This window comes from Mesorhizobium sp. CA14 (assembly GCF_020165195.1).
Taxonomy (GTDB): Bacteria; Pseudomonadota; Alphaproteobacteria; order Rhizobiales; family Rhizobiaceae; genus Mesorhizobium.
In genome coordinates this window covers 306,488-331,662 of sequence record NZ_JAIUHR010000001.1, presented here as the reverse complement: position 1 = coordinate 331,662, position 25,175 = coordinate 306,488, and the positions used below count along the sequence as shown (strand labels likewise).

General features: G+C 63.9%; 30 protein-coding genes and 1 other RNA gene. 20 read left to right on the top strand and 11 right to left on the bottom strand.

The features are described from left to right. Nucleotides 1-133: 133 nt before the first annotated feature. A complete protein-coding gene (locus tag LB565_RS01625; RefSeq protein ID WP_095764761.1) occupies nucleotides 134-1,939 on the top strand; it encodes a chloride channel protein in 1,806 nt (601 codons plus the stop codon). Here the strand turns inward: LB565_RS01625 and LB565_RS01620 are convergent. From LB565_RS01620 to LB565_RS01605, 4 genes are all read right to left on the bottom strand, one after another. Next, nucleotides 1,936-2,163, bottom strand: coding sequence for a ribbon-helix-helix domain-containing protein (locus LB565_RS01620; RefSeq protein ID WP_095764762.1), 228 nt, complete (start codon nucleotides 2,161-2,163; stop codon nucleotides 1,936-1,938). The genes LB565_RS01625 and LB565_RS01620 overlap by 4 nt on opposite strands. Before the next feature lie 8 nt (nucleotides 2,164-2,171). Next, entirely contained in the window at nucleotides 2,172-2,369 is a 198-nt protein-coding gene (locus LB565_RS01615) for a DUF4169 family protein (protein ID WP_224581438.1), read from the bottom strand. 8 nt (nucleotides 2,370-2,377) lie between these two features. After that, nucleotides 2,378-2,905 (bottom strand): SspB family protein, encoded by a 528-nt coding sequence (locus tag LB565_RS01610; protein ID WP_224581437.1) that lies wholly within the window; start codon nucleotides 2,903-2,905, stop codon nucleotides 2,378-2,380. 116 nt (nucleotides 2,906-3,021) lie between these two features. Continuing rightward, on the bottom strand, nucleotides 3,022-3,705 hold the full coding sequence (locus LB565_RS01605) for a TetR/AcrR family transcriptional regulator (RefSeq protein ID WP_224581436.1): 684 nt from the start codon (nucleotides 3,703-3,705) through the stop codon (nucleotides 3,022-3,024). Between the two features lie 205 nt (nucleotides 3,706-3,910). Between LB565_RS01605 and LB565_RS01600 the strand changes: the two genes are divergently transcribed. Then, nucleotides 3,911-5,116 (top strand): multidrug effflux MFS transporter, encoded by a 1,206-nt coding sequence (locus LB565_RS01600; protein ID WP_224581435.1) that lies wholly within the window; start codon nucleotides 3,911-3,913, stop codon nucleotides 5,114-5,116. Nucleotides 5,117-5,163: 47 nt separating this feature from the next. Here the strand turns inward: LB565_RS01600 and LB565_RS01595 are convergent, their stop codons facing one another. Together LB565_RS01595 and ssrA are read right to left on the bottom strand one after the other, a co-directional pair. Further along, the gene (locus LB565_RS01595) at nucleotides 5,164-5,721 is read right to left on the bottom strand and encodes an AAA family ATPase (RefSeq protein WP_224581434.1); all 558 of its coding nucleotides are present in this window, start codon (nucleotides 5,719-5,721) and stop codon (nucleotides 5,164-5,166) included. Nucleotides 5,722-5,822: 101 nt separating this feature from the next. After that, nucleotides 5,823-6,183, bottom strand: a transfer-messenger RNA (tmRNA) gene (ssrA, locus tag LB565_RS01590). Nucleotides 6,184-6,349: 166 nt separating this feature from the next. Between ssrA and LB565_RS01585 the strand changes: the two genes are divergently transcribed. Both LB565_RS01585 and LB565_RS01580 read left to right on the top strand, forming a co-directional pair. Next, nucleotides 6,350-6,661: a DUF2853 family protein gene (locus LB565_RS01585; protein ID WP_042644091.1), complete on the top strand. Its 312-nt coding sequence runs from the start codon at nucleotides 6,350-6,352 to the stop codon at nucleotides 6,659-6,661. A gap of 365 nt (nucleotides 6,662-7,026) precedes the next feature. Further along, a complete protein-coding gene (locus tag LB565_RS01580) occupies nucleotides 7,027-7,821 on the top strand; it encodes a thymidylate synthase (RefSeq protein ID WP_224581433.1) in 795 nt (264 codons plus the stop codon). A gap of 13 nt (nucleotides 7,822-7,834) precedes the next feature. Here the strand turns inward: LB565_RS01580 and LB565_RS01575 are convergent, their stop codons facing one another. Further along, nucleotides 7,835-8,044, bottom strand: a complete 210-nt coding sequence (locus LB565_RS01575; RefSeq protein WP_224581432.1) for a molybdopterin-binding protein — start codon at nucleotides 8,042-8,044, stop codon at nucleotides 7,835-7,837. A gap of 161 nt (nucleotides 8,045-8,205) precedes the next feature. On the opposite strand from LB565_RS01575, the gene modA reads away from it, so the two are divergent. From modA to LB565_RS01555, 4 genes are all read left to right on the top strand, one after another. After that, complete coding sequence (modA, locus tag LB565_RS01570; RefSeq protein WP_224581431.1) at nucleotides 8,206-9,000, top strand: molybdate ABC transporter substrate-binding protein; 795 nt, start codon at nucleotides 8,206-8,208, stop codon at nucleotides 8,998-9,000. Nucleotides 9,001-9,022: 22 nt separating this feature from the next. After that, nucleotides 9,023-9,727, top strand: coding sequence for a molybdate ABC transporter permease subunit (gene modB / locus LB565_RS01565; RefSeq protein ID WP_224581430.1), 705 nt, complete (start codon nucleotides 9,023-9,025; stop codon nucleotides 9,725-9,727). Further along, entirely contained in the window at nucleotides 9,724-10,836 is a 1,113-nt protein-coding gene (gene modC, locus LB565_RS01560) for a molybdenum ABC transporter ATP-binding protein (RefSeq protein WP_224581429.1), read from the top strand. Before modB ends, modC begins: the two co-directional genes overlap by 4 nt. A gap of 85 nt (nucleotides 10,837-10,921) precedes the next feature. Next, the gene (locus LB565_RS01555) at nucleotides 10,922-11,263 is read left to right on the top strand and encodes a winged helix-turn-helix domain-containing protein (protein ID WP_040982165.1); all 342 of its coding nucleotides are present in this window, start codon (nucleotides 10,922-10,924) and stop codon (nucleotides 11,261-11,263) included. 117 nt (nucleotides 11,264-11,380) lie between these two features. On the opposite strand, the gene cobF is transcribed toward LB565_RS01555, so the two are convergent. After that, complete coding sequence (gene cobF, locus LB565_RS01550) at nucleotides 11,381-12,145, bottom strand: precorrin-6A synthase (deacetylating) (RefSeq protein WP_224581428.1); 765 nt, start codon at nucleotides 12,143-12,145, stop codon at nucleotides 11,381-11,383. A 141-nt stretch (nucleotides 12,146-12,286) separates the two neighbouring features. On the opposite strand from cobF, the gene LB565_RS01545 reads away from it, so the two are divergent. From LB565_RS01545 to LB565_RS01510, 8 genes are all read left to right on the top strand, one after another. Beyond that, complete coding sequence (locus LB565_RS01545) at nucleotides 12,287-13,300, top strand: DUF4424 domain-containing protein (RefSeq protein WP_224581427.1); 1,014 nt, start codon at nucleotides 12,287-12,289, stop codon at nucleotides 13,298-13,300. Next, nucleotides 13,300-13,818 (top strand): dihydrofolate reductase, encoded by a 519-nt coding sequence (locus tag LB565_RS01540; RefSeq protein ID WP_224581426.1) that lies wholly within the window; start codon nucleotides 13,300-13,302, stop codon nucleotides 13,816-13,818. The genes LB565_RS01545 and LB565_RS01540 overlap by 1 nt, the downstream gene beginning before the upstream one ends. Before the next feature lie 246 nt (nucleotides 13,819-14,064). After that, entirely contained in the window at nucleotides 14,065-15,171 is a 1,107-nt protein-coding gene (gene hflK, locus LB565_RS01535; protein ID WP_224581425.1) for an FtsH protease activity modulator HflK, read from the top strand. Further along, a complete protein-coding gene (gene hflC, locus LB565_RS01530) occupies nucleotides 15,171-16,154 on the top strand; it encodes a protease modulator HflC (RefSeq protein WP_224581424.1) in 984 nt (327 codons plus the stop codon). Before hflK ends, hflC begins: the two co-directional genes overlap by 1 nt. Before the next feature lie 6 nt (nucleotides 16,155-16,160). Further along, nucleotides 16,161-16,346: a DUF2065 domain-containing protein gene (locus LB565_RS01525; protein ID WP_041011943.1), complete on the top strand. Its 186-nt coding sequence runs from the start codon at nucleotides 16,161-16,163 to the stop codon at nucleotides 16,344-16,346. A gap of 202 nt (nucleotides 16,347-16,548) precedes the next feature. Continuing rightward, complete coding sequence (locus LB565_RS01520) at nucleotides 16,549-18,066, top strand: DegQ family serine endoprotease (protein ID WP_224581423.1); 1,518 nt, start codon at nucleotides 16,549-16,551, stop codon at nucleotides 18,064-18,066. Between the two features lie 68 nt (nucleotides 18,067-18,134). After that, a complete protein-coding gene (locus LB565_RS01515) occupies nucleotides 18,135-18,548 on the top strand; it encodes a putative toxin-antitoxin system toxin component, PIN family (RefSeq protein ID WP_318012098.1) in 414 nt (137 codons plus the stop codon). Then, nucleotides 18,545-18,805, top strand: a complete 261-nt coding sequence (locus tag LB565_RS01510; RefSeq protein ID WP_224581421.1) for a pilus assembly protein HicB — start codon at nucleotides 18,545-18,547, stop codon at nucleotides 18,803-18,805. The genes LB565_RS01515 and LB565_RS01510 overlap by 4 nt, the downstream gene beginning before the upstream one ends. Here LB565_RS01510 and LB565_RS01505 read toward each other — a convergent pair whose 3' ends face one another. Together LB565_RS01505 and serB are read right to left on the bottom strand one after the other, a co-directional pair. Next, nucleotides 18,806-19,369 carry a GNAT family N-acetyltransferase gene (locus LB565_RS01505; RefSeq protein WP_224581420.1) on the bottom strand — a complete coding sequence of 188 codons (564 nt, stop codon included), beginning with the start codon at nucleotides 19,367-19,369 and terminating at the stop codon, nucleotides 18,806-18,808. Between the two features lie 8 nt (nucleotides 19,370-19,377). Next, entirely contained in the window at nucleotides 19,378-20,265 is an 888-nt protein-coding gene (gene serB, locus LB565_RS01500) for a phosphoserine phosphatase SerB (protein WP_224581419.1), read from the bottom strand. On the opposite strand from serB, the gene miaA reads away from it, so the two are divergent. Both miaA and LB565_RS01490 read left to right on the top strand, forming a co-directional pair. Next, nucleotides 20,255-21,199: a tRNA (adenosine(37)-N6)-dimethylallyltransferase MiaA gene (miaA, locus tag LB565_RS01495; RefSeq protein ID WP_224581548.1), complete on the top strand. Its 945-nt coding sequence runs from the start codon at nucleotides 20,255-20,257 to the stop codon at nucleotides 21,197-21,199. The two genes, serB and miaA, sit on opposite strands and share 11 nt — an antisense overlap. 125 nt (nucleotides 21,200-21,324) lie before the next feature. After that, the gene (locus LB565_RS01490; protein ID WP_224581418.1) at nucleotides 21,325-22,116 is read left to right on the top strand and encodes a GGDEF domain-containing protein; all 792 of its coding nucleotides are present in this window, start codon (nucleotides 21,325-21,327) and stop codon (nucleotides 22,114-22,116) included. Between the two features lie 167 nt (nucleotides 22,117-22,283). On the opposite strand, the gene LB565_RS01485 is transcribed toward LB565_RS01490, so the two are convergent. Continuing rightward, nucleotides 22,284-24,116, bottom strand: coding sequence for an ATP-binding protein (locus tag LB565_RS01485; RefSeq protein WP_224581417.1), 1,833 nt, complete (start codon nucleotides 24,114-24,116; stop codon nucleotides 22,284-22,286). A gap of 152 nt (nucleotides 24,117-24,268) precedes the next feature. Between LB565_RS01485 and LB565_RS01480 the strand changes: the two genes are divergently transcribed. Further along, complete coding sequence (locus tag LB565_RS01480) at nucleotides 24,269-24,835, top strand: helix-turn-helix domain-containing protein (protein ID WP_224581416.1); 567 nt, start codon at nucleotides 24,269-24,271, stop codon at nucleotides 24,833-24,835. 5 nt (nucleotides 24,836-24,840) lie between these two features. Then, the gene (locus LB565_RS01475; RefSeq protein ID WP_140839842.1) at nucleotides 24,841-25,149 is read left to right on the top strand and encodes a hypothetical protein; all 309 of its coding nucleotides are present in this window, start codon (nucleotides 24,841-24,843) and stop codon (nucleotides 25,147-25,149) included. Nucleotides 25,150-25,175: the final 26 nt, after the last annotated feature.

Here is a 25,175-nt window from a genome sequence, read left to right as displayed (position 1 = left end):
GGCCGTCGCGTTCCTTGTCCAAAATGACGCGGAGGAGGAATCGAAAACCACTTGAAGATTTATATCGTGTTACGATATGAGGCCGCCTGAAACCGGACGGCCTTCGCGCCGCTAGAAAGTTCAGGCTCCCAAAATGAAATCCGCTCACGCCGGCAACGGCCATCTTCGCGACTTCACGACCGATCCGCGCGTGCTGCTCATCGCGGCCATCGCCGTGGTGGTGGCGACCGCCGGGCTCTTCGCCGGCATCGTGCTCCTGCAGCTCATCCGTCTTGCCACCAACATCGCCTATTTCGGCCAGTTCTCGCTGGCCGACCTCAAGCTCGAGGATACACCGCTTGGGCTTGCCGCGGTGCTCGTGCCGGTAATCGGCGCGCTGATCATCGGACTGATGGCGCGCTTCGGCAGCGAGAAAATCCGCGGCCACGGCATTCCCGAGGCCATCGAGGCGATCCTGCTCGGACGCTCGCGGCTCGATGCCAAGGTCGCGGTGCTGAAGCCGCTGTCGTCGGCGATTTCGATCGGCTCGGGCGGACCGTTCGGCGCCGAAGGCCCGATCATCATGACCGGGGGCGCCATCGGCTCGCTGATCGCGCAAATGCTTCCGGTCAGCGACAATGAGCGCAAGACGCTGCTGGTGGCGGGTGCCGCGGCCGGCATGACGACGGTGTTCGGCACGCCGATCGCCGCCATCATGCTCGCCGTCGAGCTGCTCCTGTTCGAATGGACGCCGCGCAGCTTCATCCCGGTCGCCGTCGCTGCGATCGTCGCGGAAGTCGAGCGCACCCTGCTGCACCTGCCGGGCCCGATCTTCCCGTTCTCCGGAACCATGGAGGCATCGATCGCCGGGCTGGGCGGCTGGGTGCTGGTCGGCATCGCCGCCGGGCTGCTTTCGGGGCTGCTGACGCAATTGGTCTATGCCTGCGAGGACGCCTTCCTGAAGCTGCCGATCCACTGGATGTGGTGGCCGATGATCGGCGGCCTGGTGGTCGGTATCGGCGGCTTGATCGAGCCGCACGCGCTCGGCGTCGGCTATGACAACATCGCCAACATGCTCGACGGCCGCACGGTCGCCACTGCCGCGCTGCTGCTTCTGGTGGTGAAGGCCGTCATCTGGTCGGTGGCGCTGGGTTCGGGAACCTCGGGCGGCGTGCTGGCGCCGCTGCTCATCATGGGCGGCGCGATGGGAGCGGTGCTCTCGGGTATCCTGCCCGAGGCAAGCCCCGGCTTCTGGCCGCTGCTGGCGATGGCGGCGACGATGGGCGGCACCATGCGCGCGCCGCTGACCGCGACCTTCTTCGCCACCGAGCTCACCGGCAACACGCATGTGCTGGTGCCGCTGATCGCGGCTTGCGCCACCGCGCATGCGGTCACCGTGCTGTTGATGAAGCGCTCGATCCTGACCGAGAAAGTGGCGCGGCGCGGACACCATCTCGTGCGCGAATACCGCGTCGATCCATTCGCCTTGACCAGGGTCAAGGAAGTGATGACGACCAAGGTCGAGAGCGTGCCGGCGACGATGACATTGCATGGCGCGGCGACCTTCCTGACCGCGCCGGACACGCGGCATCCGAGCTTCCCGGTGATCGATGAGGCGGGGCATGTGCTCGGCGTCATCGATCCGCCGGCGATCCTGCGCTGGCGCCGTAATGGCAAGCACCGCAAGGCGACGCTGAGGGAGCTGCTGGCCGGCAGCAAGATCACACTGGCCTATCCGGACGAATATCTGGAGGCGCTTTCCGACAAGCTGCTCACCGCCAATGTCTCGCATCTGCCGGTCGTCTCACGCGAGGATGAACGGCTCGTCGGCTATATCGGCTGGAAAGACATGATGCGGGTAAGGTCGAAAAAGCAGGCGGAGGAGCGCGACCGCACTGCATTGCTGAGCTTCGGCGCGAAGCGCAAGGCGCAACAAAACGTCAGCGATAGCGCGGCCTAGGTCGCGGCACCGCCGCGTTTTGCCCAGGCCAACACATAGAGCCTCAGCGCGGATGACAGGTTGGCGTCCCGCGTGCGCGTCTCGTCGATCTCGGCGACCAGAGCCGCGAGCGACAGCGAACGCTGCGCGGCGATGGCGATGAGGTCTTCATAGAAAGGCTGCTCCAGGGAAAAGCTGGTGCGGTGACCGCGGATCGTTACCGAACGTTTTTCGACCGCGGCCATTGCAGGACTCAGCGCTTGCCAGGGTCGTCGGGTTTTTCCCGGCGATGGCCGGCCACGAATTTCTCGGCCTTCTCCGACGTCAGCCGGTCACGCTCGCGCTCTGGCTTCGAGCGGCCGTACAGCGCCCGGTTCTCGCTTGCCTGGCGTTCCTTCTCGGTGCGAGCCTTCTGCTTGCGGGCCTGGCGGAGATTGACGACCTCGCCCATGACGCTGGCTACTTCTTGCGGAAGGCGTCGAGCGAAACGACGTCGGCGCCCTTGCCGCCGGTCTCGGCGACCGCAGGTTTCTTTTCGGCCTCGGCGGCCTTCTTTTTCGTTTCCGCCTTCTTCTCCGGAACGACGGCGACCGGTTCGGGCGCCGGAGCGGCCTCGTCTTCGGTGCCCTCCGTCTTGACGTCGAATTCGAGCTCGAAATTCACCGACGGATCATAGAAGCCGCGCACGGCGGAGAAGGGGATTTCGAGCTTTTCCGGCACGTCGGAGAAGGAAAGCCCGACCTCGAAGCCGGCATCCGTCACCTTGAGGTCCCAATACTGGAACTGGATGACGATGGTCATCTGTTCCGGATAGCGCTCGCGCAGCCTCGACGAGATGCGCACGCCCGGCGCGCCGGTCAGGAAGGTGATGAAGAAATGATGATTGCCCGGAAGGCCGGTGCGCGCGACCTCGGCCAGGACCTTACGCATGACGCCGCGCAGAGCCTCCTGGGCCAGAATGTCGTAGCGGATGTGGTCGTCGGCCATCTGATGGTCGGGTTCCGTTGAATCGTCCGCATAGCTGTAATCAAGCTTGAGCGCGGCGTAAACCGCATATAGGCGCAAAGGCGTGAGGCCAAGAGGGGCGCCGGCGATTTGATCGCTCAGGCGTGAGCGAGCGCCGCCTGTTTGGCGGCTGGCGATTTCCTTCTGGCGAAGGCGCTGAGAAAGGTCCGCACGCCGTTCGTGGCCGAGCGCAGCACCTCTTCCTCGGTGGGCACGCCGCCCAGCATGAAAGTGATCTGCAGCTCGGCGTTGACGAGGGCCAGGAACTGACGCGCCGCGACATCGGGGTCGCCGATCGACAGATGTCCGGCGAAGGCAAGCCGGGCGAAGCGCGCGGCAAGCGCCGACCAGGTGCGGCCCGGGCCTTGCTCGCGCCATTCGGCAAACAGTTCCGGATAACGCCCGCCTTCGGCCTGGATCAGCTTGCGCAGGAACCGGCCGTCGCGGTTGCAGATGCAGTTGCGGTTCATGCGCACGGCAAAGGCGATCAGGTCGGCTTCCAGATTCGTGGGCTGGTCGGGGAAGCTGGCGATGGTGGCGAAGATGCCGGCATTGCAGCGCTCCGTCAGGTCGCGCACGACCGCGACGAAAAGCTTTTCCTTGTCGCCGTGATGATTGTAAACGGTCTGGCGCGAGACGCCGGCCTCGGCCGCGATCAGGTCGATATTAGCGCCCGCATAACCTTCGCGGCAGAATACGGAAGCGGCTGCATCCACCACCGACACGCGCTTGGCCTCGTGGCTGCGTGGCGGGAAGATGTCAGGAGAAACGCCGGGCTTCATGAAAATCTATATAGCGGTGATTGACGAATTGGACAAGCCTGTCTAAATTTGTGGACACAAAAGGGGGGATCCCGCTGGAGACGAGCATATTCGCCCTGGAGGCGAATAAGTTCGCTCTGAAATGTAGGATTTCCCGCGGGATGGAACGTCCTGGGTTCAGACGCCGGTATTTGCGGCTGCAACCAGATCCGAAAAGAGCCTTATTATGAGTCCCAAATTCCTCCGCATCGCGGTCGTGCTCGGCTTGTTATCCGCGATCGGCCCATTTGCGATCGATATGTATCTCCCCGCGCTGCCTTCGATCGGCCAGGACCTGCATGCCGGCACGGCCGCTGTGCAGATGAGCCTTTTGATCTTCTTCCTGTCGATGGGCTTTGGGCAGATCGTCGTCGGCCCGATCTCCGACATGGTCGGCCGCAAGGCGCCGCTTTACGCCGGTCTCGCGCTGTTCATGGTCGGCGGCGTCGGCTCGGCGATGGCGCCGAGCATCGAGTGGCTGATCGCCTTCCGCTTCCTGCAAGGTCTCGGCGCCAGCGCCGGCATGGCGGTGCCGCGCGCCATCGTGCGCGACCTGCACACCGGTAACGAGGCCGCCAAGCTGATGTCGCTTCTGATGCTGGTGTTCTCGGTGTCGCCGATCCTGGCGCCGCTGACCGGCAGCCAGATCATCGAGAGCTTCGGCTGGCGCGCCGTATTCTGGACGGTGACGGGCGCTGCGGCGCTTGCAACGATCCTGCTTGCCACCTCGCTCAAGGAGACGCGGCCAGTCGAAGAGCGCGCCGGCTCGTCCTTCGGCACGGCCCTTGCCGGCTACCGCTGCCTGATGGGCGACCCCAACTTCCTTGGCCTCGTGGCGATCGCCGGCTTCGGCATTGCGAGCTTTTTCGTCTATCTGTCGAGCTCGTCCTTCATCCTGATCGACCATTACGGCCTGTCGCCGTCGGTCTACAGCGTGTTCTTCTCGATCAACGCGGTCGCCTTCATCGGCATGTCGCAGCTGACCGGGTTGCTGGCCGACCGCTTCGGGTTGAAGCGCGTCGTCTGGGTGGCAGTCACCGGCTATGCCACGGTGATGGTGGCGCTTTTCGCGATCATGGCGTCCGGCGTCGACCGGCTCGACGTGATGGCGGTCCTGCTCTTCGTCGGCTACGGCTTCCTCGGCCTGGTCATACCGACCACCTCGGTGCTGGCGATGGAAGAGCATGGCGAGATCGCCGGCACGGCCTCGGCACTGATGGGCACGCTGCACTTCGCCATCGGCGCTCTGGCGATGGGTGTCGCCGGCATCTTCTTCGACGGCACGCCGTTGCCGATGGTGGCCGGCATCGCGCTGTGCGCCGTGATCTCCTTCACGCTGGCCAAGCTGACGCTCGGCCGCGCGCGCGAAGCGGTCGAGGCGCCGGCGGAATGAATGGTCGCAGACAGGACAGGAAAGGCCGGGGTCGATCCCGGCCTTTTTCATGTTTCTGGCGAAGCTGTTTGATCGAGGACGAAGCGCACCCGTTCCTCGACCGGAGTGAGAGGCAGCGGCACCAGGTCGTAGCCGAGCTCAGCATAGACGCCGGTCACCGAACGGAATGTGCGCTCGGCTTCGTCGAGCGTTTGCCTGCGCTCTTCGTCCTGGATGAAAATCTCCGGCCATGGCGGGGCGACGAAGACGCGGCGCGCGTAGCGGAATTTTTCAGCCGCGCTCGTGACGTGGTCCGGCACCGGCAGGCCGCAAAGCCTGAGATAGGCGATCGTGTCGGGCGCGCCGCGGTCGAAGAAGACCGGGCCGGGTTCGGCATGCGCGGCGTGCCAGGAGCGCAGCTCCCAGGACAGCATCAGCTCGGCAAAGAGCGCGCGGTCCTGCCAGGGAAGGGCAGGGCCGCCGATGGCCATCTGGTCGCGGATGATGCCGCGCCCGGCTTCGGGCGCGGTCGCGGAGCCCGCGGCCTTCAGCGCCTCGATCAGCGTAGTCTTGCCGGAGCCGGGGCCGCCGGTCAGCACGAAAAATCGATCGGTATCGTTTTGCATCGCCTGTCGATGGATGATGAGCGGCAGGGCTGTCGCCGCGCATCAGGCGCCGGACGAGCCTTGGCCGTTCGGTTGATTGGGGAGAAGCAAGGAGGGGGGAAGGTGGAGGTTTCTGTTGCCAGGTACCTCCGAACCCCGCCTAGAAGTGCGAACCCCTAGGGCTTGATTTGAAGCGTTCGCGCCGCATTAAGCAGCGAGACGAGCTTCCGCATAGTTGTCGTTGGCAACTATAAGTTTAGCCCGATAACGGTGGTACAATGCCGGGCGAAAGTACGATCTTTACACCTTCGTCGATCCTATTTCGCCCCCAGCAAAAGCCGCTCCGTCAGCCAGAGCGGTTTTTGGTGGAGGCGCCGGGTACCGCCCCCGGGTCCGAACGGCTTATTTCATCGCCTGTTTATCGCCATAGTCGGTCAAGCCGACGAACCGTATATAGGGAGCGGCGAGGGAAAAATAAAGGCTAAAACCGGCGCTTATCCGGTTGTGCCAAACGGCAGCCAAGGGTTGACTTGCGCGCCTACTCAATCAAATCTCGCTGCCGGTGAGGAGTCTCTGACCTAGCGCACGGTTGCGCGGCGCGCCACAAGCCTCATCGACCAGATCCGTGGCGCCGACGAGGGGAAGTTCGATGGCCGACTATCTTGCGGATGTGAAGAAATACGATGCCGGCGCCAGCGCCGACGCGGTCGATAAGATCGTCAAGCATCTGGGCATTGCGCTCAGGAACCGCGATTCCTCGCTGGTGTCCTGCACCGACCCGAAGGAACTCGATCGCGTGCGGGAGAACTGGATCGGCAAGAAGCTCGGCATTGCCGATGCCGCAAAGGCGAATGCCTCGATCGAGAAGACCTGCAAGGCGATGCAGGCCGACAACACCAAGAGCCGCGTGACCTTCTATTATCTGGTTGCCAAGGACCTCGGCAAACTCGGCTCTCTCTGACAGGCCGCTTCGGTTTGCGAAGATTGGCGCGGCAAGGCTATCGCGCCAGGTTGAATTTATTTCCCGGAGCGTCAGCGCTGCCCCTCATCTGGCTGCCGCCATCTTCGCCCCGTATAGTGACGGGGAGAAGGGTGCTGTCTTAGGCGGTTTCGCCAACCCGTCAGCGTTGCAAGAAACGCTGCAGCGCTGCAGCCAGCCCTTTCTCCCCGTCACTAAACGGGGAGAAATGCCCGGCAGGGCAAGGAGGGGCGGCGCCAGCGTTTGGAAAGTGTAGTGGGGCACAAGCGCTAATGGCGCCGTTTTGGTGTGTCCGGACACCTGGCTATCGGTTATTATTGCCTATTACCCGAATCGAGGCGGAGCCGATGCGTCAATATCTCGACCTGTTGAAGCATGTGCTGGAGAATGGCATCGATCGCGGCGACCGTACCGGGACAGGCACGCGCTCGGTGTTCGGCTACCAGATGCGCTTCGATCTTTCGCGCGGCTTTCCGGTCACGACCACCAAGAAGCTGCATCTGAAGTCGATCATCCACGAGCTTCTGTGGTTCCTGGCCGGCGACACCAACGTCAAATATCTCAACGACAACGGCGTCACCATCTGGGACGAATGGGCCGACGAGAACGGCGATCTCGGCCCGGTCTATGGCAAGCAGTGGCGCTCATGGCCGGACGGGCATGGCGGCGAGATCGACCAGATCGCGGGCCTTTTGAAGGAGATACGCAAGAATCCCAACTCGCGCCGGCTGATCGTCTCGGCCTGGAATCCGGCCGAAGTCGAGGCGATGGCGCTGCCGCCCTGCCACTGCCTGTTCCAGTTCTATGTTTCGGAAGGCCGGCTCTCCTGCCAGCTTTACCAGCGCTCAGCCGATATCTTCCTAGGCGTGCCGTTCAACATCGCTTCCTATGCCCTGCTCACCATGATGGTAGCGCAGGTGACCGGGCTGAAGCCCGGCGATTTCGTCCACACGCTCGGCGATGCGCATCTTTATTCGAACCATTTCGAGCAGGCGCGCGAGCAGATGCGGCGCACGCCCAAGGCCTTGCCGACGATGTGGGTCAACCCGGAGGTGAAGGATCTTTTCGCCTTCCGTTTCGAGGATTTCCGCCTCGAAAACTATTTCGCGGATGCGAATATCAAGGCGCCTATCGCTGTATGAGCCAGCCTTCGGCTCAGTCGGTGCCGACCATGACGTCCGAGGCCTTGATCACCGCATAGGCCTGCTTGCCTTTTTCGAGCGCGAGGTCGGCGACCGCCTCATTGGTGATCGACGCGGTGACGATGGCGCCGCTACCGATGTCGATCCTGACATGGGAGGTGGTGGCTCCTTTGACGATCTCCGTGACCTTACCCTTCAGGACCTTGCGGGCGCTGATCTTCATGCGTCTCTCCTTGAGCCTCGCTGCTTCGCCTTCATCGTAGGCTGAGATCACGCCGGCGCACAATGCCGCGACAGGTGAAGAGCCTTCCCTTGTTATGTTCAGACGGATATATCGGTCTAAGGCTTTGGGCGGTACGGATGGTGAAACCAGGGAGAGACTTCATGACGGGCAAGGGTTTCGGGTTGAAGGCCGCCGCAATCGGCGGTCTGACAGCGATGCTGATGGCCGCAGTGCCTGCGGCCCTTGCAGACGGCAAGGTGGTCGTCTTTGCAGCGGCGAGCCTCAAGGACGCGCTCGACGCCGTCAACAAGGCCTGCGAGCCGGAAGTCGGCGAAGCCGCGACCATCTCTTACGCGGCGAGCTCGGCGCTGGCCAAGCAGATCCAAGGCGGCGCGCCGGCCGACATTTTTGTCTCGGCCGACCTCGACTGGATGAAATATCTCTCCGACAAGAAGCTGACCAAGCCGGACACCGAAGTGAAGCTGCTCGGCAACCAGATCGTGCTGGTGGCGCCGAAGGATTCCACGGTCGAGACCAAGGTCGAGAAGGGCTTCGACCTCGCCAAGCTGATCGGCGACGGCAGGCTTGCCATGGGCGATTTCAAGGCCGTTCCGGCCGGCAAATACGGCAAGGCGGCGCTGGAATCGCTGGGCGTCTGGTCGTCGGTCGAGGGCAAGGTCGCGCAGGCCGAGAATGTGCGTGCAGCGTTGAAGCTGGTCTCGACGGGCGAGGCGCCGCTAGGCATCGTCTATGCCACCGACGCGCATGCCGAAAAGGGCGTCAAGGTCGTCGGCACCTTCCCGGAAGATTCGCACCCGCCGATCATCTATCCGATTGCCCAGACCGCCGATTCGAATGACAAGGATACGGCTGCCTTCCTGAAATGCGTCGAGTCGGCCAAGGCCGCCGAGATCTTCAAGGAGCAGGGTTTTACGGTGCTCGCGCCGAGCAACTGAGAAAGACCGTGCAAACGCTGACATGAACTGGCTGCTGGACCTCACTCCCGACGAATGGAATGCTGTCCGGCTGTCGATCAAGGTGGCGACGGTGGCGATGATCGCCAGCCTGCCGCCCGGCATCCTGCTCGCGCTCCTGCTCGCGCGGGGGCGTTTCTGGGGCAAGACGCTGCTCAACGGGCTGGTGCATCTGCCGCTGATCCTGCCGCCGGTGGTGACCGGCTACCTGCTCCTGCTTACCTTCGGCCGGCGCGGGCCGGCCGGCGCTTTTCTGGCCGAGCATTTCGGCATCGTCTTTTCCTTCCGCTGGACGGGCGCGGCACTGGCTTGCGGGGTCATGGGCTTTCCGTTGATGGTGCGGGCGATCCGGCTTTCCATCGAGGCGGTCGACCGCAGAATCGAGGCGGCCGCCGGCACGCTCGGCGCCAACCCGCTCTGGGTGTTCGCCACTATCACGCTGCCGCTGATCCTGCCCGGCCTGATCGCCGGCGCGATCCTTTCCTTCGCCAAGGCGATGGGCGAATTCGGCGCCACCATCACCTTCGTCTCCAACATCCCCAACGAAACGCAGACGCTGCCCTCGGCGATCTACACCTTCACACAGGTGCCTGGCGGCGACGAAGGTGCGCTCAGGCTGACGCTGATCTCGATCGTCATCTCGATGGTCGCGCTCATCGCCTCGGAGGTGCTGGCGCGCCGCGTCGGGCGGCGGATGGATATCGAATGACGGTCTCCGTCGATATCCACCATCAGCTGGGCGAATTCGCCCTGGAGGCGCGTTTCGAGAGCGCCGGCCGGCTGACGGCGTTGTTCGGGCCGTCGGGCTCGGGCAAGTCGACGCTGATCAACCTGATCGCGGGCCTGATCCGCCCGGACAGGGGGCGTATCTCGGTCGACGGCAACGTGCTGGTCGACACCGCCGCGCGGATCTTCGTGCCCATGCACAAGCGGCGCATCGGCATGGTGTTCCAGGATGCGCGGCTGTTCCCGCATATGAGCGTCGCCGCCAATCTGCGCTACGGCCGCTGGTTCACGCCGGCGTCCGAACGCTACGCCAAGATGGATGCGGTGGTCGACCTGCTCGGCATCCGTCACCTGCTCGACCGGCGGCCGGCGAAACTGTCGGGCGGCGAAAAGCAGCGTGTCGCGATCGGCCGCGCGCTGCTTGCCAGCCCGAAACTTCTACTGATGGACGAGCCGCTCGCCTCGCTCGACGAAGCGCGCAAGGCCGGGATCCTGCCTTATATCGAACGGCTGCGCGACGAGACGAAGATCCCGATCGTCTATGTCAGCCATTCCGTGGCCGAGGTGGCGCGGCTGGCGAGCGACGTCGTGGTGCTTTCGCAAGGCAAGGTCGCGGCCGCGGGGCCGACCGAGGCGATCATGCAGCGGCTCGACCTTTTGCCGGCAGAGGAGCGCGGCGAGGGCGGAGCGGTGCTCGACACCAAGGTCCTGCGCCATGACGAGGCTTTCGGCATGACAGTGCTCGGCTCACAGGCCGGCGAGATCCGCGTGCCGCGGCTGGCCCGGCTGGTCGGAGCGACGGTGCGGCTGCGCATCCGGGCCCGCGACGTCATGATCGCGACCGAGCAGCCCACCGGCCTCAGCGCGCTCAACATATTGGCGGGGACGATCGCGGCGGTCCGGCCTGGCATAGAACCGACGGTGGAAATCGCCATCGACTGCAATGGTGCGATCGTGCTGGCGCGTATCACCGAACAGTCCAAACACACCCTTCGTCTGGCGCTCGGCCACAAGGTCTTCGCGGTGATCAAGACAGTGAGCTTCGACAGCGCGACGACCGGGGCAGGGCTGTCGGTTGAGGCGGATGGTTGACGAAGGAGCAATATCGCTATGTCGATTTGGAATAGCGACCTGGTGGCGGAGGAGGTAATCTCGGCATGATCGCGGAGGACAGGACATGCCATCGTTGAGCCTGCGGATAAATCTCGATCCCGATGGCCGGATCGGCCCGGGCAAGATCGAACTGCTGGAGCAGATCGCCGCCTTCGGCTCGATCTCGGCCGCGGCGCGCGGCATGGAGATGTCCTACAAACATGCCTGGGACCTGGTCGAGGACATGAACCGCGTGTTCGGCAAGCCGCTGGTCGCGGCGCAGACCGGCGGCCGCAAAGGCGGTGGCGCGCAGCTGACATCGGTGGGGTTGGCCGTGGTCAGCCGTTTCAGGGCCATAGAGCGAGCCGCTTCATCGGCCGCCGCTGTCCATATGCAGGCTCTGCAGGCGGAGATCGATGCTGGATGAGGCAGTAGGGAGTAGGCAATAGGCAATAGGCAATAGGGGTATGATGTCCTGGAAATCTAGGCCCCCTATCGCCTCCGTTATTTTACTGCCTATTCCCTACTGCCTACTGCCTACTGCCTAATCCCCTGGCTTCCTCAGCAGATAGGTGTCCATGATCCAGCCCTTCTTGCGGCGGGCTTCTTCGCGCACCTTCTCGATCTCGGCACCGACATCGCCCAGGCGCCCGGAAATGACGATCTCATCCGGCGTGCCGAGATAGGCGCCCCACTGGATGAGGACATCCTTGTCGGCAAGCGTGTTGAAGGCGCATTTGCCGTCGAGCATGACGACCGCGGAGCCGGCATTGGCGGGCAGTCCTTCTTCGGTCAGCCGCCGACCGGTCGTCACCAGGATCGAATCGCCGATGCGGTTGAGCGCGGTCGCGTGGGCGGCGGCCAGCGCCTGGATCGCGGTGATGCCGGGGATGACTTCGAGCTCGAAACCGACATTGCCTCTGAGGCGCACGCGCTCGAGGATGCGCAGCGCGCTGTCATAAAGCGATGGGTCGCCCCAGATCAGGAGGGCGCCGCAGCCGTCTTCGGCAAGCTCGTTGCGGATCAGGGTTTCGTAGATCTCCGCTATCGCTTCGTGCCAGTCGTCGACTGTGACACGATAGGACGATGTCGGCTCGGCGCGAACCGGCACATCGAACTCGACCCGGCGCGATTTTGGATTGGTGACGAAGCGGTCGCAGATCCGCCGGCGCAAATCGGCAAGATCGTCCTTCTTCGCTCCCTTGTCGGGAATGAACAGCACGTCGGCGCGGTTCAGGCCGTCGATGGCCTGGACCGTCATGTGGTCGGGATTGCCGGCGCCGATGCCGATGACGAGAAGCTTGCGCATGGCGATCTCCTGCCCGATCGGCAGCGCGGTGTCCAGAAGTACCGGTATCGAGCGACGAAGGGCTTTGAAACGCTAACTTGAAACGGGTAGATGGAAAAGCACATCCGGCTGGTCCCGGTATCGCGGCATAGAGGAGGGTCCATGTTACGCACCGCACTGACCGCAGCGCTGGCAATCATGGCCGCTCCAGCCTTCGCCAATGATTCTGTCGCCGAGCTCGGCACCGGCGGGCTGATCCTGTCTCGAAGCGACGCCGTCGCCATGCAGAGCGAGGATCTTTTCATCTCGCCGGAGAAGGTGACGGTCGACTATGTGTTCCGCAACAACACCGACAAGGATGTCAGCTCCATCGTCGCGTTCCCGATGCCCGATATCGAGGGCGATCCCAACGAGATGCCGGCGATCCCGGAGGCGCAGAGCGATAATTTCCTCGGCTTCGAGGTGACGATCGACGGCGTGGACGCGAAACCTCAGCTCGAGCAAAGGGCGTTTGCGCTAGGCATCGACATCACCGCCGACCTCAAGGCCCAAAACGTGCCGCTCTATCCGTTCGGCGACGCCGCCAAGGCGGCGCTGGCGAAGCTGCCCAAGGATATCACCAAGGACTGGGAAGACCGTGGCATCATCATCGAAGATACCGCCGATGATGGTTCGGGCATGCAGACCGCCTATGTGCCCTTCTGGCAACTGCGCTCGACCTACTGGTGGCGCTCGACCTTCCCGGCCAACAAGGAGGTCCATGTCTCGCACCGCTACAAGCCCAGCGTCGGCGGCACTTCGTCGGTCAGTTTCTTCTATGACGGCCAGTTCCAGGGCCAGTATGCAGCCTACAAGACCCGCTATTGCATGGACGGCTCGTTCGAGAACGCGGTGCGCAAGGCCGCGAAGGAAAATCCCGACGGCTACCCGAAATATTACGAGAGCCGGATCGCCTACATCCTGACCACGGGGGCCAATTGGGCCTCCGGCACCATCGGCAATTTCAAGCTCACCATCGATAAGGGCAGCCCCAAAAACCTCGTCTCCTTTTGCGGCGACAATGTCAAAAAGATCGGGCCGACGACGTTCGAGACCACCGCGAAGGATTTCTATCCCGAGCACGATATCGACATCCTGCTGCTGGAGCCGTCGGACAATGGCGGGAACGGCGGCTGATGGACATCGCGATCTATGTCGCCATTGCCGAAAACGGCGTGATCGGCCGCGAAGGCGGCCTGCCGTGGCGGCTTTCCACCGATCTCAAGCGCTTCAAGGCCGACACGATGGGCAAGCCGATCATCATGGGGCGCAAGACCTATGAAGGCATCGGCCGGCCGTTGCCCGGCCGGCTCAACATCGTGGTGACGCGCGACAAAGCCTGGCGCGCCGAAGGCATAGAAGTGGCCCACTCGCTGGATGACGCGATCGCGCTGGCCAAGGTGCGCGGCCGCTGCATGGCGGGAGCGGAGGAGATCTGCGTGGTCGGTGGCGGCGAGATCTATGCCCAGGCCTTGCCGCTTGCCGACCGGTTGCATGTGACCCATGTGCTGGCCAGCGTCGATGGTGATGCGCATTTCCCGCCGATCGACCCAGGCATCTGGCAAGTCGTCAGCGCCGAGGATTTTCCCGCCGGCGACAAGGACAGCCACGCGACGCGCTATACCGTCTACCAACGCCGCCGCGACAGTCATTGACGACGACAAACGGTCGCTACCGGCCCAAATCGCACGGGGACGATGGCACATCGCGTTGAAAGCGGGTCTAGGCGTCCCTATAGAAGAACGGTGTTGCAGCGGCGCGCGTCCAACCGGACGCGCAAGAGGCCGCCGTAATACTTTGATTTCGGGGCATGATTCCTTTCGAAAACCGATATGGGTTTTCGGGGTCATGCGCTAGGATTGCGCCGCAAGGCCCGAGGGAACCGGAGCGAAAGGACATTCATGCCCTGGAACGACAAGAGCGGTGGCGGCGGCCCATGGGGCGGCGGCGGCAATCAGGGGCCCTGGGGGCAGGGACCGAAAGGGCCAAGCGGCCCGCCGGGTTCGCCCCCCGATCTCGAGGATATCATCCGCCGCGGCCAGGACAGGCTGCGGCGCGCGCTTCCGGGCGGCGGCGGCGCCAGCCCGGCCGTGGTCGGGCTGATCGCGCTGGCCCTCATCGTGCTATGGGCCTTCAAGGCGATCTACACCGTGCAGCCCGACGAGGTTGCCGTTGAACTGCGCTTCGGCCAGCCGAAGACCGAGCTTTCGCAGCCGGGCCTGCATTTCCACTGGTGGCCGATCGAAACGGTCGAAACCGCCAAAATCTCCGAGCAGCTCGTCAGCATCGGCGGCGGCTCGAGCAGCGGCTCCGGCCTGATGCTGTCCGGCGACCAGAACATCGTCAACGTGCAGTTCTCGGTCGCCTACCAGGTCTCCGATCCCAAGGCCTATCTGTTCGACGTCTCCGATCCCGACGGCATGCTGACCCAGGTGGCCGAGAGCGCCATGCGCGAAGTCGTCGGCCGCCGTCCGGCTCAGGACATCTTCCGCGACGACCGCCAGGGCATCGCAACGGGGGTGCGCGAGATCATCCAGGGCACGCTTGACGGCTACAAGACCGGCCTCCAGGTCAACGCGGTCTCGATCGAGGACGCAGCGCCCCCGCGCGAGGTGGCCGACGCGTTCGACGAGGTGCAGCGCGCCGAGCAGGACGAGGACAAGTTCGTCGAGCAGGCCAACCAGTATTCCAACCAGAAGCTCGGTCAGGCGCGCGGCCAGGCGGCGCAGATCCGCGAGGACGCGGCAGCCTACAAGAACCGCGTCGTGCAGGAGGCGGAAGGCGAGGCGCAGCGCTTCATCTCCGTCTATAACGAATACGCCAAGGCGCCCGATGTCACGCGCAGGCGGCTTTATCTTGAAACCATGGAGAAGATCCTGAAGGACTCGAACAAGGTCGTCGTCGAGCAGGGCAATGGCCAGGGCGTGCTGCCTTACCTGCCGCTGCCGGCGTTGCAGCCAAAGACGCAGCCGGCGCCCCTCGGCGTCACGACGGGAGGTAACCAGTGATGGCAAACCGTCTTCCCATCATTGCGGTCGTCGCGGCTGTCCTGTTGTTCCTGCTCTACTCCTCGATCTTCGTGGTCAATGCGGGCCAGCAGGCGATCGTTCTGAGATTTGGCGAGATCATCGACGTCAAGAGCGAGCCCGGGGTCTACTTCAAGGCGCCGTTCGCCTTCTTCGATGCCGACAGCGTGCAGATGGTCGAGAAGCGGGTGATGCGCTTCGACCTCGACAACATCCGCGTCCAGGTCTCGGGCGGCAAGTTCTACGAGGTCGATGCCTTCATCGCCTACCGCATTTCGGATCCGCGCACGTTCCGCGCGGCGGTGTCCGGCCAGGTGGAATTGGCTGAGGCCCGTCTGAAGACGCGTCTCGATGCGGCGCTGCGCCGTGTCTACGGCCTGCGCGACTTCGAGGCAGCTCTTTCGGAAGAGCGCGGCAACATGATGCGCGAGGTGCGCGATCAGCTTCGTCCCGACGCGACCTCGCTCGGCCTCGATATCGAGGATGTGCGCATCCGCCGGACCGATCTGACGGCAGAGGTCTCGCAGCAGACCTATGACCGCATGAAGGCCGAGCGCCTGGCTGAGGCCGAGCGGCTGAGAGCCCGCGGCAACGAGGCGGCGCAACGCATCAGGGCGCGGGCGGACCGCGAGGTCGTCGAGATTGTCGCCGAGGCGCAGAAGGAATCGGAAATCCTGCGCGGCGAGGGCGAGGCGCAGCGCAGCGCGACCTTTGCGGACGCCTATAAGCGCGATCCGGCCTTCTTCGATTTCTATCGCTCGATGAACGCCTACGGCACGGCGCTGGACAGCACCGGAACGACGATGGTGCTCTCGCCTCAGTCCGAGTTCTTCCGCTATTTCCGGGATCCGGACAGCAAGCCCGGGCCGGCACCTTCCGCGCCGCCTGCCGCGCCTGCGACGGCGCCTGCCGCGCCTGCGACGGCACCTGCCGCGCCTGCGACGCAACCCGGCCCTGCCCAGTAACGGGCGGTGCAGGATTTTCTGGCGGCAATCGGCCTGGTCCTGGTGATCGAAGGGCTGGTCTATGGAGGGTTTCCGGCTTTGGCCCGGAAACTCGCCGCCGAGGTGCTGTCGATGCCGGAAAATATGCTGCGGATCGGCGGGCTGGCGGCGATCGCCATAGGCGTCGGCATCGTCTGGCTGGTCCGCGGCTAGCTTTTACGCAATTCCGGACGGAAAGCCGCTGCGCATTTTTCCTGGCGTTGCTCGAATGAAAATTCCTTGGTGCCGAGGCGATTGACGATTTATCTTCCGCCGATAGCTATAGCCGCAAACGTGCCTTATTTCTTGCCAAGATGAGCCGGACAGGCGCCTTTGCGGATGCGCTTTTCCTTTTCAGAACCACCGGGAGGCCATGATGATATCCGACACCCTGTTGCGCGCGGCGCGGCGCATGGTCTTCGCCGGCGCCACGGCATTCGCGGTCGGCATCGTTGCCGTCCCGTCCTTCGTCACGCCGACGATTGCTTCCGACGGACCGCCTTCGGTTGCCGATCTCGCCGAGCGCCTGCTCGGCGCGGTGGTCAACATCTCGACCTCGCAGACGGTGAAAGGCACGGAAGGACCTGGCGCGGTGCCGATGCCGCAACTGCCCGAGGGCTCGCCGTTCCAGGACTTCTTCGACGATTTCTTCAAGAACCGTGGCGGCGAAAAGGGCGGCGGCGGGCAGAAAGTGCAGTCGCTCGGCTCCGGCTTCGTCGTCGATGCCGAGCAGGGCATCGTGGTGACCAACAACCACGTCATCGCCGACGCCGACGATATCGAGGTGAATTTCTCCGACGGCGCCACGCTGAAGGCGACGCTTGTCGGCACCGACACCAAGACCGATGTCGCGGTGCTGAAGGTCGACCCCAAGGGCCACAAGCTGACGGCGGTGAAATTCGGCGATTCCACCAAGATGCGCGTTGGCGATTGGGTGATGGCGATCGGCAATCCGTTCGGCCTGGGCGGCACGGTGACCGTAGGTATCGTCTCGGCGCGCAACCGCGACATCAATTCCGGCCCCTATGACGACTTCATCCAGACCGACGCCGCCATCAACCGCGGCAATTCCGGCGGCCCGCTGTTCAACGCCGCCGGCGAGGTCATCGGCATCAACACGGCGATCATCTCGCCGTCGGGCGGCTCGATCGGCATCGGTTTCTCCATCCCCTCGCAGCTTGCCGCGGGCGTCGTCGACCAGCTCCGCCAATATGGCGAGACGCGGCGCGGCTGGCTTGGCGTGCGCATCCAGCCGGTGACGGCGGATATCGCCGAAAGCCTCGGCATGGCAACCGCCAAGGGCGCGCTGGTGGCCGGCGTCATCAAGGGCGGGCCGGTCGACAACGGGTCGGTGCAGGCCGGCGACGTCATCATCAAGTTCGACGGCAAGGATATCCATGAAATGCGCGACCTGCCGCGTGTCGTCGCCGAGAGCCCGGTCGGCAAAGCGGTCGACGTCGTCATCGTGCGCAAGGGGGTCGAGCAGACCGTCAAGGTGACGCTCGGACGGCTGGAGGATGGCGAGAAGCTGGCCAGCGGCGAGAACGGCAACACCGACAAGGACAAGGGCGACAAGGCGACGCCTCCGGTATCGACGGCTTCGGTGCTCGGCATGACGGTCGGCGAGCTCAACGACCAGACGCGGCAGAAGTTCGGCATCGCGGCGGACGTGTCCGGCGTGGTCATCACCGACGTTGCCAAGGATTCGGCGGCGGCCGAGCGCGGCATCCAGGCCGGCGAGGTGATCACCGAGATCGCGCAGGAATCGGTCGGCACGCCGAAGGACGTGATGGACCGGATCGGCGCGCTGAAGGAGCAGGGCCGCAAGAATGCGCTCTTGATGCTGGCCTCGAAGACCGGCGAACTGCGCTTCGTGACGATCCGGATGGATTGAGTCCGGCTCACTAGCAGGTCTGTTGAAACATCCTATGGGATGTACTATTTTGACCTGTGAAGCGAATAGTGCTGGATACAAACATTCTGACCGCGGGCCTGCGAAGCCGAAATGGAGCTTCGTTTGCGGTCTTGCGGTTGATCGCTGAAAGGCATGTTCGGCCGCTGGTGACGACAGCACTGTTTCTTGAGTATGAAGCAGTACTGTCACGACCGGAGCAAGCGGCTATCCATCGCCTGTCAGCTGTTGAGCTAGATCGCTTGCTGGCCGGCTTTGCTGCCTTGGCGGAGCCTGTCGAGCTGCACTTCCTCTGGCGTCCGCAGTTGGCCGATCCGAAGGATGAAATGGTGCTGGAGGCGGCCGTCAATGGCAGGGCAGATGCGCTGGTCACGTACAACCGCCGTGACTTCTTGAACGCCGAAGCTCGCTTCGGCGTTCCGGTCATAGGCCCGGCCGAGTTGCTGGAAGGAACACGAACATGAGCAAGGCAACATATCCTTTGAAGCTGCCCCTCTCGGTCAAGGAGGCGGCGGCGCGCCTGGCAAAAGCGGACGGTGTGTCGCTCAATCAGTGGATCGCCTCGGCCGTGGCACAAAAGGTCGGTGCCATGGAGACTGCAGCCGATTTCCTGCGCCGACGGGCGGGCAATGCATCCGGCGCGGATTTTGCCAGGATTCTCGATCAGGTCCCGGATGGTCCGCCACAGTCCGGAGACGAACGTCCCCCTGAGACGCATTGATCAGATACGTCGTGCCTGCCAATCCTCGCGCGACAGCCTGTACATGACATGCCGCTTGAGATGCGGGTGGCTGTCGGGAATGCTCGGATGATCGAAATCGGCGCCTGGATCGGCTCGCATGCCGAGCCGCTTCATGACGGCGATTGAGCGATGATTGCCGGCGACCGCCAAGGAGACGATCTCCTCCAGCCTCAGCGTTTCGAAGCCGAAGGCGAGCCAGGCTTCCGCTGCTTCGGTGACATAGCCCTTGCCCCAGAATTCCGGCGCCAGCCGCCAGCCGATCTCGATCGTGCCGTCCGGCAGCGATGGCACATCATCCGTATCCAGGAGACCGACGAAGCCGATGCATTCGCCGGTGGCCGCGATCTCGGCGGCGGCGAAGCCGTAGCCATCCTCCTCGATCCAGCCGCGGAATTCGTCCATCTTGGCGTCCGCCGCGGCGCGGTCGCGGCGGAACGGGAAGAACTCCATCACGCGCTCGTCGGAGTTGATGCGGTGGAAAAGCTCGCGGTCGTGCTCTTCCCAGTTGCGCAGGATGAGACGTTCGGTGCGGATCGGCGTCATCGGAGACCTCACAAGACGAACTCGTCCCGGCGATAGCCCTGGAGATAGAGCAGCGCGGTCAGGTCGCCATGATCGATGCGGGTCCGCGCCTGCTCCGCCACCGCCGGCTTTGCGTGAAGCGCGACGCCGGTGCCGGCAAGACGGATCATATCGAGATCGTTGGCGCCGTCGCCGACCGCGATGGCATCCTCGGTCGTCAGCCCGAGCCTCTTCGCGATGTCGAGCAAGGCTTGGGCCTTGGCCGCGCGGCCTAGGATCGGCTCGGCCACCATGCCGGTGAATGTGCCGTCTTTCTCGATCAGCCGGTTGGCCCGGTTTTCCTGAAATCCCAACATGGCGGCGATGCGGCTGGTGAAGACGTCGAAGCCGCCAGAGACCAGGGCCGTCCAGGCGCCATGGGCGCGCATCGTTTGCACCAAGGCGCGGCCGCCGGCGGCGAGCGTCAGCCGGTTGGCGATGATGCGGTCGACCACGGCGGTGTCGAGGCCTTTCAGCAAGGCGACGCGCTCGCGCAAGGCGGGCTCGAAGGCGATCTCGCCATTCATCGAGCGCGCGGTGATCGCCGCCACATGATCCTTGACGCCGATTTCGTCGGCGAGCTCGTCGATGCATTCCTGGTCGATCATGGTCGAATCCATATCGGCGAGCAGGATCTTCTTGCGCCTGCCGTCGGCGGGCTGGACGATGACGTCGACCGGCTCGGAAGCCAATGCGGCGCGCAGATTGGCGGTCATTTCGCCGATATCCGGCGTCTGCGGCAAAACGAGATCGCAAGCGACATCCTCGGCCAGCCAGTGAAGGGCGCTTGCGCCGGCGGCCCGCAAGGCCATATTCGCAAGCGGGGCCGGCACGGCGCGGGCTTCTGGACGGGACACTAAAGTGGCGATCAGCGGCATCGAAAATTCCGGCAGGCAGGCGGGCGAAGGCCGCATCAAGAACGCGATCCTGATAGCCGGGCCGACCGCCAGCGGCAAGTCGGCGCTGGCGCTCGATCTTGCCGAACGCAATGGCGGGGTCATCGTCAACACCGATTCCATGCAGGGCTATTCGGTGCTCGACGTCCTGACGGCGCGGCCGAGCGCCGCCGAAATGGCGCGCGCGCCGCATTTCCTTTACGGCCATGTGCACCCCTCCACCGCCTATTCCACCGGCGCCTGGCTACGCGACGTGACGAGGCTGATCGACGACGGCGTGCTGTGGGGCCGTCCGGTCGTTTTCGTCGGCGGCACCGGGCTTTATTTCCGCGCGCTGGCCGAAGGCATCTCGGATATGCCGGACATCCCGGTAGCCGTCCGCGAGCGTTGGCGCTACGAGTTCAAGGAACAAGGGGCCGAAAGGCTGCATCGCCTGCTGATGCACGAGGACTCGGCTATGGCCATGCAGCTCAGGCCGACGGATGGCCAGCGTATCGTGCGGGCGCTCGAAGTGCTCGACGCTTCGGGGCGCTCGATCCTCGAATGGCAGGCGACGCGCGGCCGGCCACTGATCGATCGTGACAGCGCGCGCTTCCTGGTCATCGAGCCGGATCGGCAGCAACTGGTCCTGCGCATCGAGACGCGTTTCGACCAGATGCTCGATAAGGGCGCGCTCGACGAAGTGCGTCAGCTCATCGCGCTCGACCTCGATCCCGACCTGCCGGCGATGAAAGCGATCGGCGTGCGGGAGCTGCAGGCGGCGATGGCCGGCCAATCAAGTTTTCCCGAAGCCATCGAACGCGCCAAGATCGCGACCCGGCAATATGCCAAACGCCAGTCGACGTGGTTCAGGCACCAGCTGGGCGCGGAGTGGCGCAGGCTGCGGCCGGGCGACGAGTTGGCACTCCTGGACTGACTAAAGCGTTTTCAATCAGCGCCTTAAAGTCACCGGCTCCAATTCTCGCTAAAGTTGTTCGAATTAACGGTCCGTAAGGTCGGCCATGCCATAACCTTTGGGGGCTACAGTGCCGCGGGGAGTTGATGCGTTTCCATAAGGCGGAATCCGCATTTTTCGTCTTTATTTTTGTGATCCTGGCCGCGGGCTTGGTGACCTTCCATGCCTATGGCCAGTTGCAGGACATCGCCGCCGACCTCGATACTGCATCGCGCGCCGACAGAATCGTCTATCTCAACAAATTGCTGTTCGTTACAGGCGCGTTGCTGGCGACAGCGCTGTTCTTCGGCAGCTTCTTCATCTACCCGCTGATCCGCGGCCAGGTGCGGGAAGAGGGCAAGCTCAGGGCCATGACGGTGTCGCTCAGCGCCCGTTCGCAGACGCTTGAGCAAGCGGCGCTCACCGACAGTCTGACCGGCATGCAGAACCGCCGCTATTTCGACGATGCGCTGCGCGAATATCTGCAGGAGTTTCGCCGCATCGACAGGCCGGTCGGGCTGATGATCCTCGATCTCGACCATTTCAAACAGGTCAACGACACGCATGGTCACGATGTCGGCGATGAGGTGCTGAGAGCCGTCGCCGCCTGCCTCAGAGGCATGACGCGCTATCACGATGTGGTGGCGCGATTGGGCGGCGAGGAGTTTGCCGTCGTCACCCCCAATATGGATGTCGATCTGCTCGCCCGCTTCGCCGAGCGCATCCGCAAGGCGATCGCCAACCTGTCGATCATGTCGGGCAATGTGCGGCTGAAGGTCACCACCAGCGTCGGCCTTGCCGTCTGGGACCACAAGGAGACCGCGGAGGATTTCTATCGCCGCGCCGACCGGCAGCTCTATGAGGCGAAGAAGCAGGGCCGCAACCGCGTCTGCGCCTAAAATTCCACCAGGAAATTCGTGAGGCTGGCCGCCTGGAGCCGCTCTCTGCGCTTCCGGTGCTCACGGACTTTATGTCCGCTCCGCTCCGGTTCTCGACGGCGACCCCATTCGACTCAGCCTGACGAATTTCCTGGTGGAATTTACCCTTGCCGACCGAGGTCGCTGGCTCAATCGTTGAACTGGCGCATGCCGAAGGTCGAGGGCTTCAGGCCGTAGCGCGTGTCGAAGTCGTCGTCGGGCTGCACGCGCGGGGAGTTGGCCGGCTTCTTGTAGTCCGGGTCTCCGGCCTGGCGGGTCGAGTCCACAGTCTCGGCGAAGGCCATGGACTGCTGCGGCTTCGGCACGTTGCGCAGCCGCTCGACGATCATGGCCAGATCGACGTCGTTGCCGTCCACGGAGGGCTCGATCTGCTCGCCTTTCGCGGTGCCTGGGATGAATTCCTGCGGCAGCTTCTCGAACTTCAGCCGCATGGTGGTTGCCACGCCTTCGCCGAAAGCGATGGCTTCGCGCTGCCCCATCGAGGAGAGGAACGCCAGGGTCGAGGCCGAGGAGTCGGCGATCGCCGAGCGGATGATCGCCTGATCCTGCTCGTTGGCGAGCCGCATGGCGAAGAAGGTCGAGCACTGGGACAGGATGGTCGGGTCGAGCTCGCCCGGGCGCTGGGTGACGACGCCCAGATAGCAGCCATATTTGCGGCCTTCCTTGGCGATGCGCGACAGCGCGTGCCTGGTCGGCGCGAAGCCGAGGCGCGGATCGGCCGGCATGTAGCGGTGGGCTTCCTCGCAAAGCAGCAGCAGCTTCAGCCGGCCCTCGCTCCACAGCGCTAGGTCGAAGGCCAGGCGTGCCAGCACCGAGCAGACCGAGTTGACGACCTCCGAAGGCATGCCCGCCATCTCGAAGCAAGTGACCGGGCGGCCGTGGCTGGGGACGCGGAAAATATTGCCGATCGTTTCGTGGATCGTGTCCTCGATCAGGCGCGAATTGAACATGAAGCGGTAGCGTGGGTCGGCAGCGGCCGATTCGATGCGCGTCTTCAGCGATTTCAGGGTCGGGCGGTCATTCTTGCTCTCGAGCATGCCCATGCGCTCGTCGATCTGCTTGATGAGATCGGCAACGCGGTAAGGCACCGGCGTGTCCGCGGTCAGCGCGTCGCTGCCGCGCCTGATGTAAGTTCCGGAGCTCGGGTTGCGGTAGAGGTTCTTGGCGGCCGGGATCAGGTCGCGCAGGACATCCACTTCCTCAGGCACCGTCTCGCGGCCGCGAAACAGCACTTCGGCGAACTCCTCGAGCCTGAACATCCAGAACGGCAGGTCGAGCGTCTTGGAATCGACCTTGACGCAATATTCCGGCAGCGAGGCGGCAAACTCATTGTGCGGGTCGAGGATGAGCACGCGCAGGTCGGGACGCGACGCGATCGTCTTGCGCAAGAGCAGCGAGACCGCCGTCGATTTGCCGACGCCGGTGGTGCCGACGATGGCGAAATGGCGCGCCAGCGTGTCGTCGATGGCGATGTTGGCATCGATCGATTCATCCTGCGACAGCGTGCCGATGGTCACCGAATGGCGCCCGGCCAGGTCGTAGACCGCCTGCAGGTCGCGGGTTCGGATGCGGTGAGCAATGGCCCCGATATGCGGATAGGTGGTGATGCCGCGGTCGAAAACCGGCTTGGCGCCAGGCTCGACGCCGTCGCGCACTTCGCCGACCAGCTCGACGCTGACCTCGATGAGATTCTGCCCGTCGGGGTTCCAGGCGCGGTCCGACTTGCCGATGGCATAGACAAGGCCAACCGTTCTCGTTGAGCCGAGATTGATGGAGATCATCCTGCCGACGGTCCAGAGGCCGGTGACTGTGCCCTCGGCGTCTTCCGCATGGGCGCTGATGGTGGCGCGCGCGCCGTCGCATTGCACGACGTTGCCCAGAATGCGCTTGTCGTTCTGTTGGATGTTGCGGCGTTCCTGCGAGGTCGGTTCCCCGACAGAGGCTTCGCGTTCAACAAACATAATGCGCTGGTCCCATTCCCCTGGAGCGGGAACCCTATCCAATCGGGGTTAAAGTCAGGTGAGGTCGGATGGTGTAGTCAGCGTTAAACCAGCCGCGACAATTCGATAGAATCGACTCTTCCCAGTTTTCGAAATTCCGATATATTGGACGAATGACTGATATATCGAATGATATTACAGCTACGATCGGCAGGCGGATACACTCCGAAAGGACGGTGAGGAGCTGGTCGCTGGCCGAATTGGCCGAGCGCTCGGACGTATCGAAGGCGATGCTGAGCGCCATCGAACGCGGCACGACCAGTCCGACCGCGGCGCTCCTGGTGCGGATCGCGGCGGCCTTCGGCATGACGTTGTCGACGCTGATCGCACGCGCCGAGATGCAAGGCGGCGGTGTTTCGCGCCGAGACGAGCAGCCGGTCTGGCGGGATCCGGCGACCGGTTATATCAGGCGGCATCTGTCGCCGGCATCGCAGATGCCGCTGGAACTGGTCAGGGTCAGCCTTCCGGCAGGTGCCAAGGTCAGTCTCCCAGCGGCATCATACGCGTTCATCAAGCAGCAGATATGGCTGATCGACGGCAGGCTTGATTTCACCGAGGGCGATGTGGTGCACAGGCTCGAGCCCGGCGACTGCCTGGCGCTGGGCGCGCCCTCGGATTGCGTCTTTCATGCTCCCGGACCGGATGCGGCGGAGTATCTCGTGGCGTTGGTCAGGGACTGACCCCGATGTCTCGCCGGCCAAAACGCTCGCACAATGGCGGGCCGCCGCTCGATGACTACGATGGCCCGCCCTGGGGCAAGGGCGACGCCTATATTTTCCTCGCTTGGCGCGCCGCCCACGACAAGGCCTGGAAGGCGCCAAGCCACGCCGTCATGCTGATGCGGCTGGAGAGGGCCGAGCGGCTCGGTCTGACCTACGAGGAATATACGCTCGAGATCTTGGAGCGTGGCCGCCATCTCAGCGAGGACGACGCCGACCGCATCGCCGAAATCCGGCGGGCGCGGCGACGGAAACGCATCAGCCATTTCGAATGACCTTGTCCCCGATGTCTCGTCACCTG

Bases quoted from the DNA above. Each gene is read 5' to 3' on its own strand.
- LB565_RS01610 (WP_224581437.1), bottom strand. From the start codon at position 2,905: ATGGCCGACGACCACATCCGCTACGACATTCTGGCCCAGGAGGCTCTG.
- LB565_RS01490 (WP_224581418.1), top strand. From the start codon at position 21,325: ATGCGTTTCCATAAGGCGGAATCCGCATTTTTCGTCTTTATTTTTGTG.
- LB565_RS01480 (WP_224581416.1), top strand. From the start codon at position 24,269: ATGACTGATATATCGAATGATATTACAGCTACGATCGGCAGGCGGATA.
- hflK (WP_224581425.1), top strand. From the start codon at position 14,065: ATGCCCTGGAACGACAAGAGCGGTGGCGGCGGCCCATGGGGCGGCGGC.
- modB (WP_224581430.1), top strand. From the start codon at position 9,023: ATGAACTGGCTGCTGGACCTCACTCCCGACGAATGGAATGCTGTCCGG.
- LB565_RS01545 (WP_224581427.1), top strand. From the start codon at position 12,287: ATGTTACGCACCGCACTGACCGCAGCGCTGGCAATCATGGCCGCTCCA.
- LB565_RS01475 (WP_140839842.1), top strand. From the start codon at position 24,841: ATGTCTCGCCGGCCAAAACGCTCGCACAATGGCGGGCCGCCGCTCGAT.
- LB565_RS01620 (WP_095764762.1), bottom strand. From the start codon at position 2,163: ATGGCCGCGGTCGAAAAACGTTCGGTAACGATCCGCGGTCACCGCACC.
- LB565_RS01520 (WP_224581423.1), top strand. From the start codon at position 16,549: ATGATATCCGACACCCTGTTGCGCGCGGCGCGGCGCATGGTCTTCGCC.
- LB565_RS01485 (WP_224581417.1), bottom strand. From the start codon at position 24,116: ATGTTTGTTGAACGCGAAGCCTCTGTCGGGGAACCGACCTCGCAGGAA.
- LB565_RS01615 (WP_224581438.1), bottom strand. From the start codon at position 2,369: ATGGGCGAGGTCGTCAATCTCCGCCAGGCCCGCAAGCAGAAGGCTCGC.
- cobF (WP_224581428.1), bottom strand. From the start codon at position 12,145: ATGCGCAAGCTTCTCGTCATCGGCATCGGCGCCGGCAATCCCGACCAC.
- serB (WP_224581419.1), bottom strand. From the start codon at position 20,265: ATGCCGCTGATCGCCACTTTAGTGTCCCGTCCAGAAGCCCGCGCCGTG.
- LB565_RS01595 (WP_224581434.1), bottom strand. From the start codon at position 5,721: ATGCAAAACGATACCGATCGATTTTTCGTGCTGACCGGCGGCCCCGGC.
- LB565_RS01585 (WP_042644091.1), top strand. From the start codon at position 6,350: ATGGCCGACTATCTTGCGGATGTGAAGAAATACGATGCCGGCGCCAGC.
- modC (WP_224581429.1), top strand. From the start codon at position 9,724: ATGACGGTCTCCGTCGATATCCACCATCAGCTGGGCGAATTCGCCCTG.
- modA (WP_224581431.1), top strand. From the start codon at position 8,206: ATGACGGGCAAGGGTTTCGGGTTGAAGGCCGCCGCAATCGGCGGTCTG.
- LB565_RS01555 (WP_040982165.1), top strand. From the start codon at position 10,922: ATGCCATCGTTGAGCCTGCGGATAAATCTCGATCCCGATGGCCGGATC.
- LB565_RS01625 (WP_095764761.1), top strand. From the start codon at position 134: ATGAAATCCGCTCACGCCGGCAACGGCCATCTTCGCGACTTCACGACC.
- LB565_RS01580 (WP_224581433.1), top strand. From the start codon at position 7,027: ATGCGTCAATATCTCGACCTGTTGAAGCATGTGCTGGAGAATGGCATC.
- LB565_RS01540 (WP_224581426.1), top strand. From the start codon at position 13,300: ATGGACATCGCGATCTATGTCGCCATTGCCGAAAACGGCGTGATCGGC.
- LB565_RS01600 (WP_224581435.1), top strand. From the start codon at position 3,911: ATGAGTCCCAAATTCCTCCGCATCGCGGTCGTGCTCGGCTTGTTATCC.
- LB565_RS01575 (WP_224581432.1), bottom strand. From the start codon at position 8,044: ATGAAGATCAGCGCCCGCAAGGTCCTGAAGGGTAAGGTCACGGAGATC.
- LB565_RS01505 (WP_224581420.1), bottom strand. From the start codon at position 19,369: ATGACGCCGATCCGCACCGAACGTCTCATCCTGCGCAACTGGGAAGAG.
- LB565_RS01605 (WP_224581436.1), bottom strand. From the start codon at position 3,705: ATGAAGCCCGGCGTTTCTCCTGACATCTTCCCGCCACGCAGCCACGAG.
- LB565_RS01510 (WP_224581421.1), top strand. From the start codon at position 18,545: ATGAGCAAGGCAACATATCCTTTGAAGCTGCCCCTCTCGGTCAAGGAG.
- hflC (WP_224581424.1), top strand. From the start codon at position 15,171: ATGGCAAACCGTCTTCCCATCATTGCGGTCGTCGCGGCTGTCCTGTTG.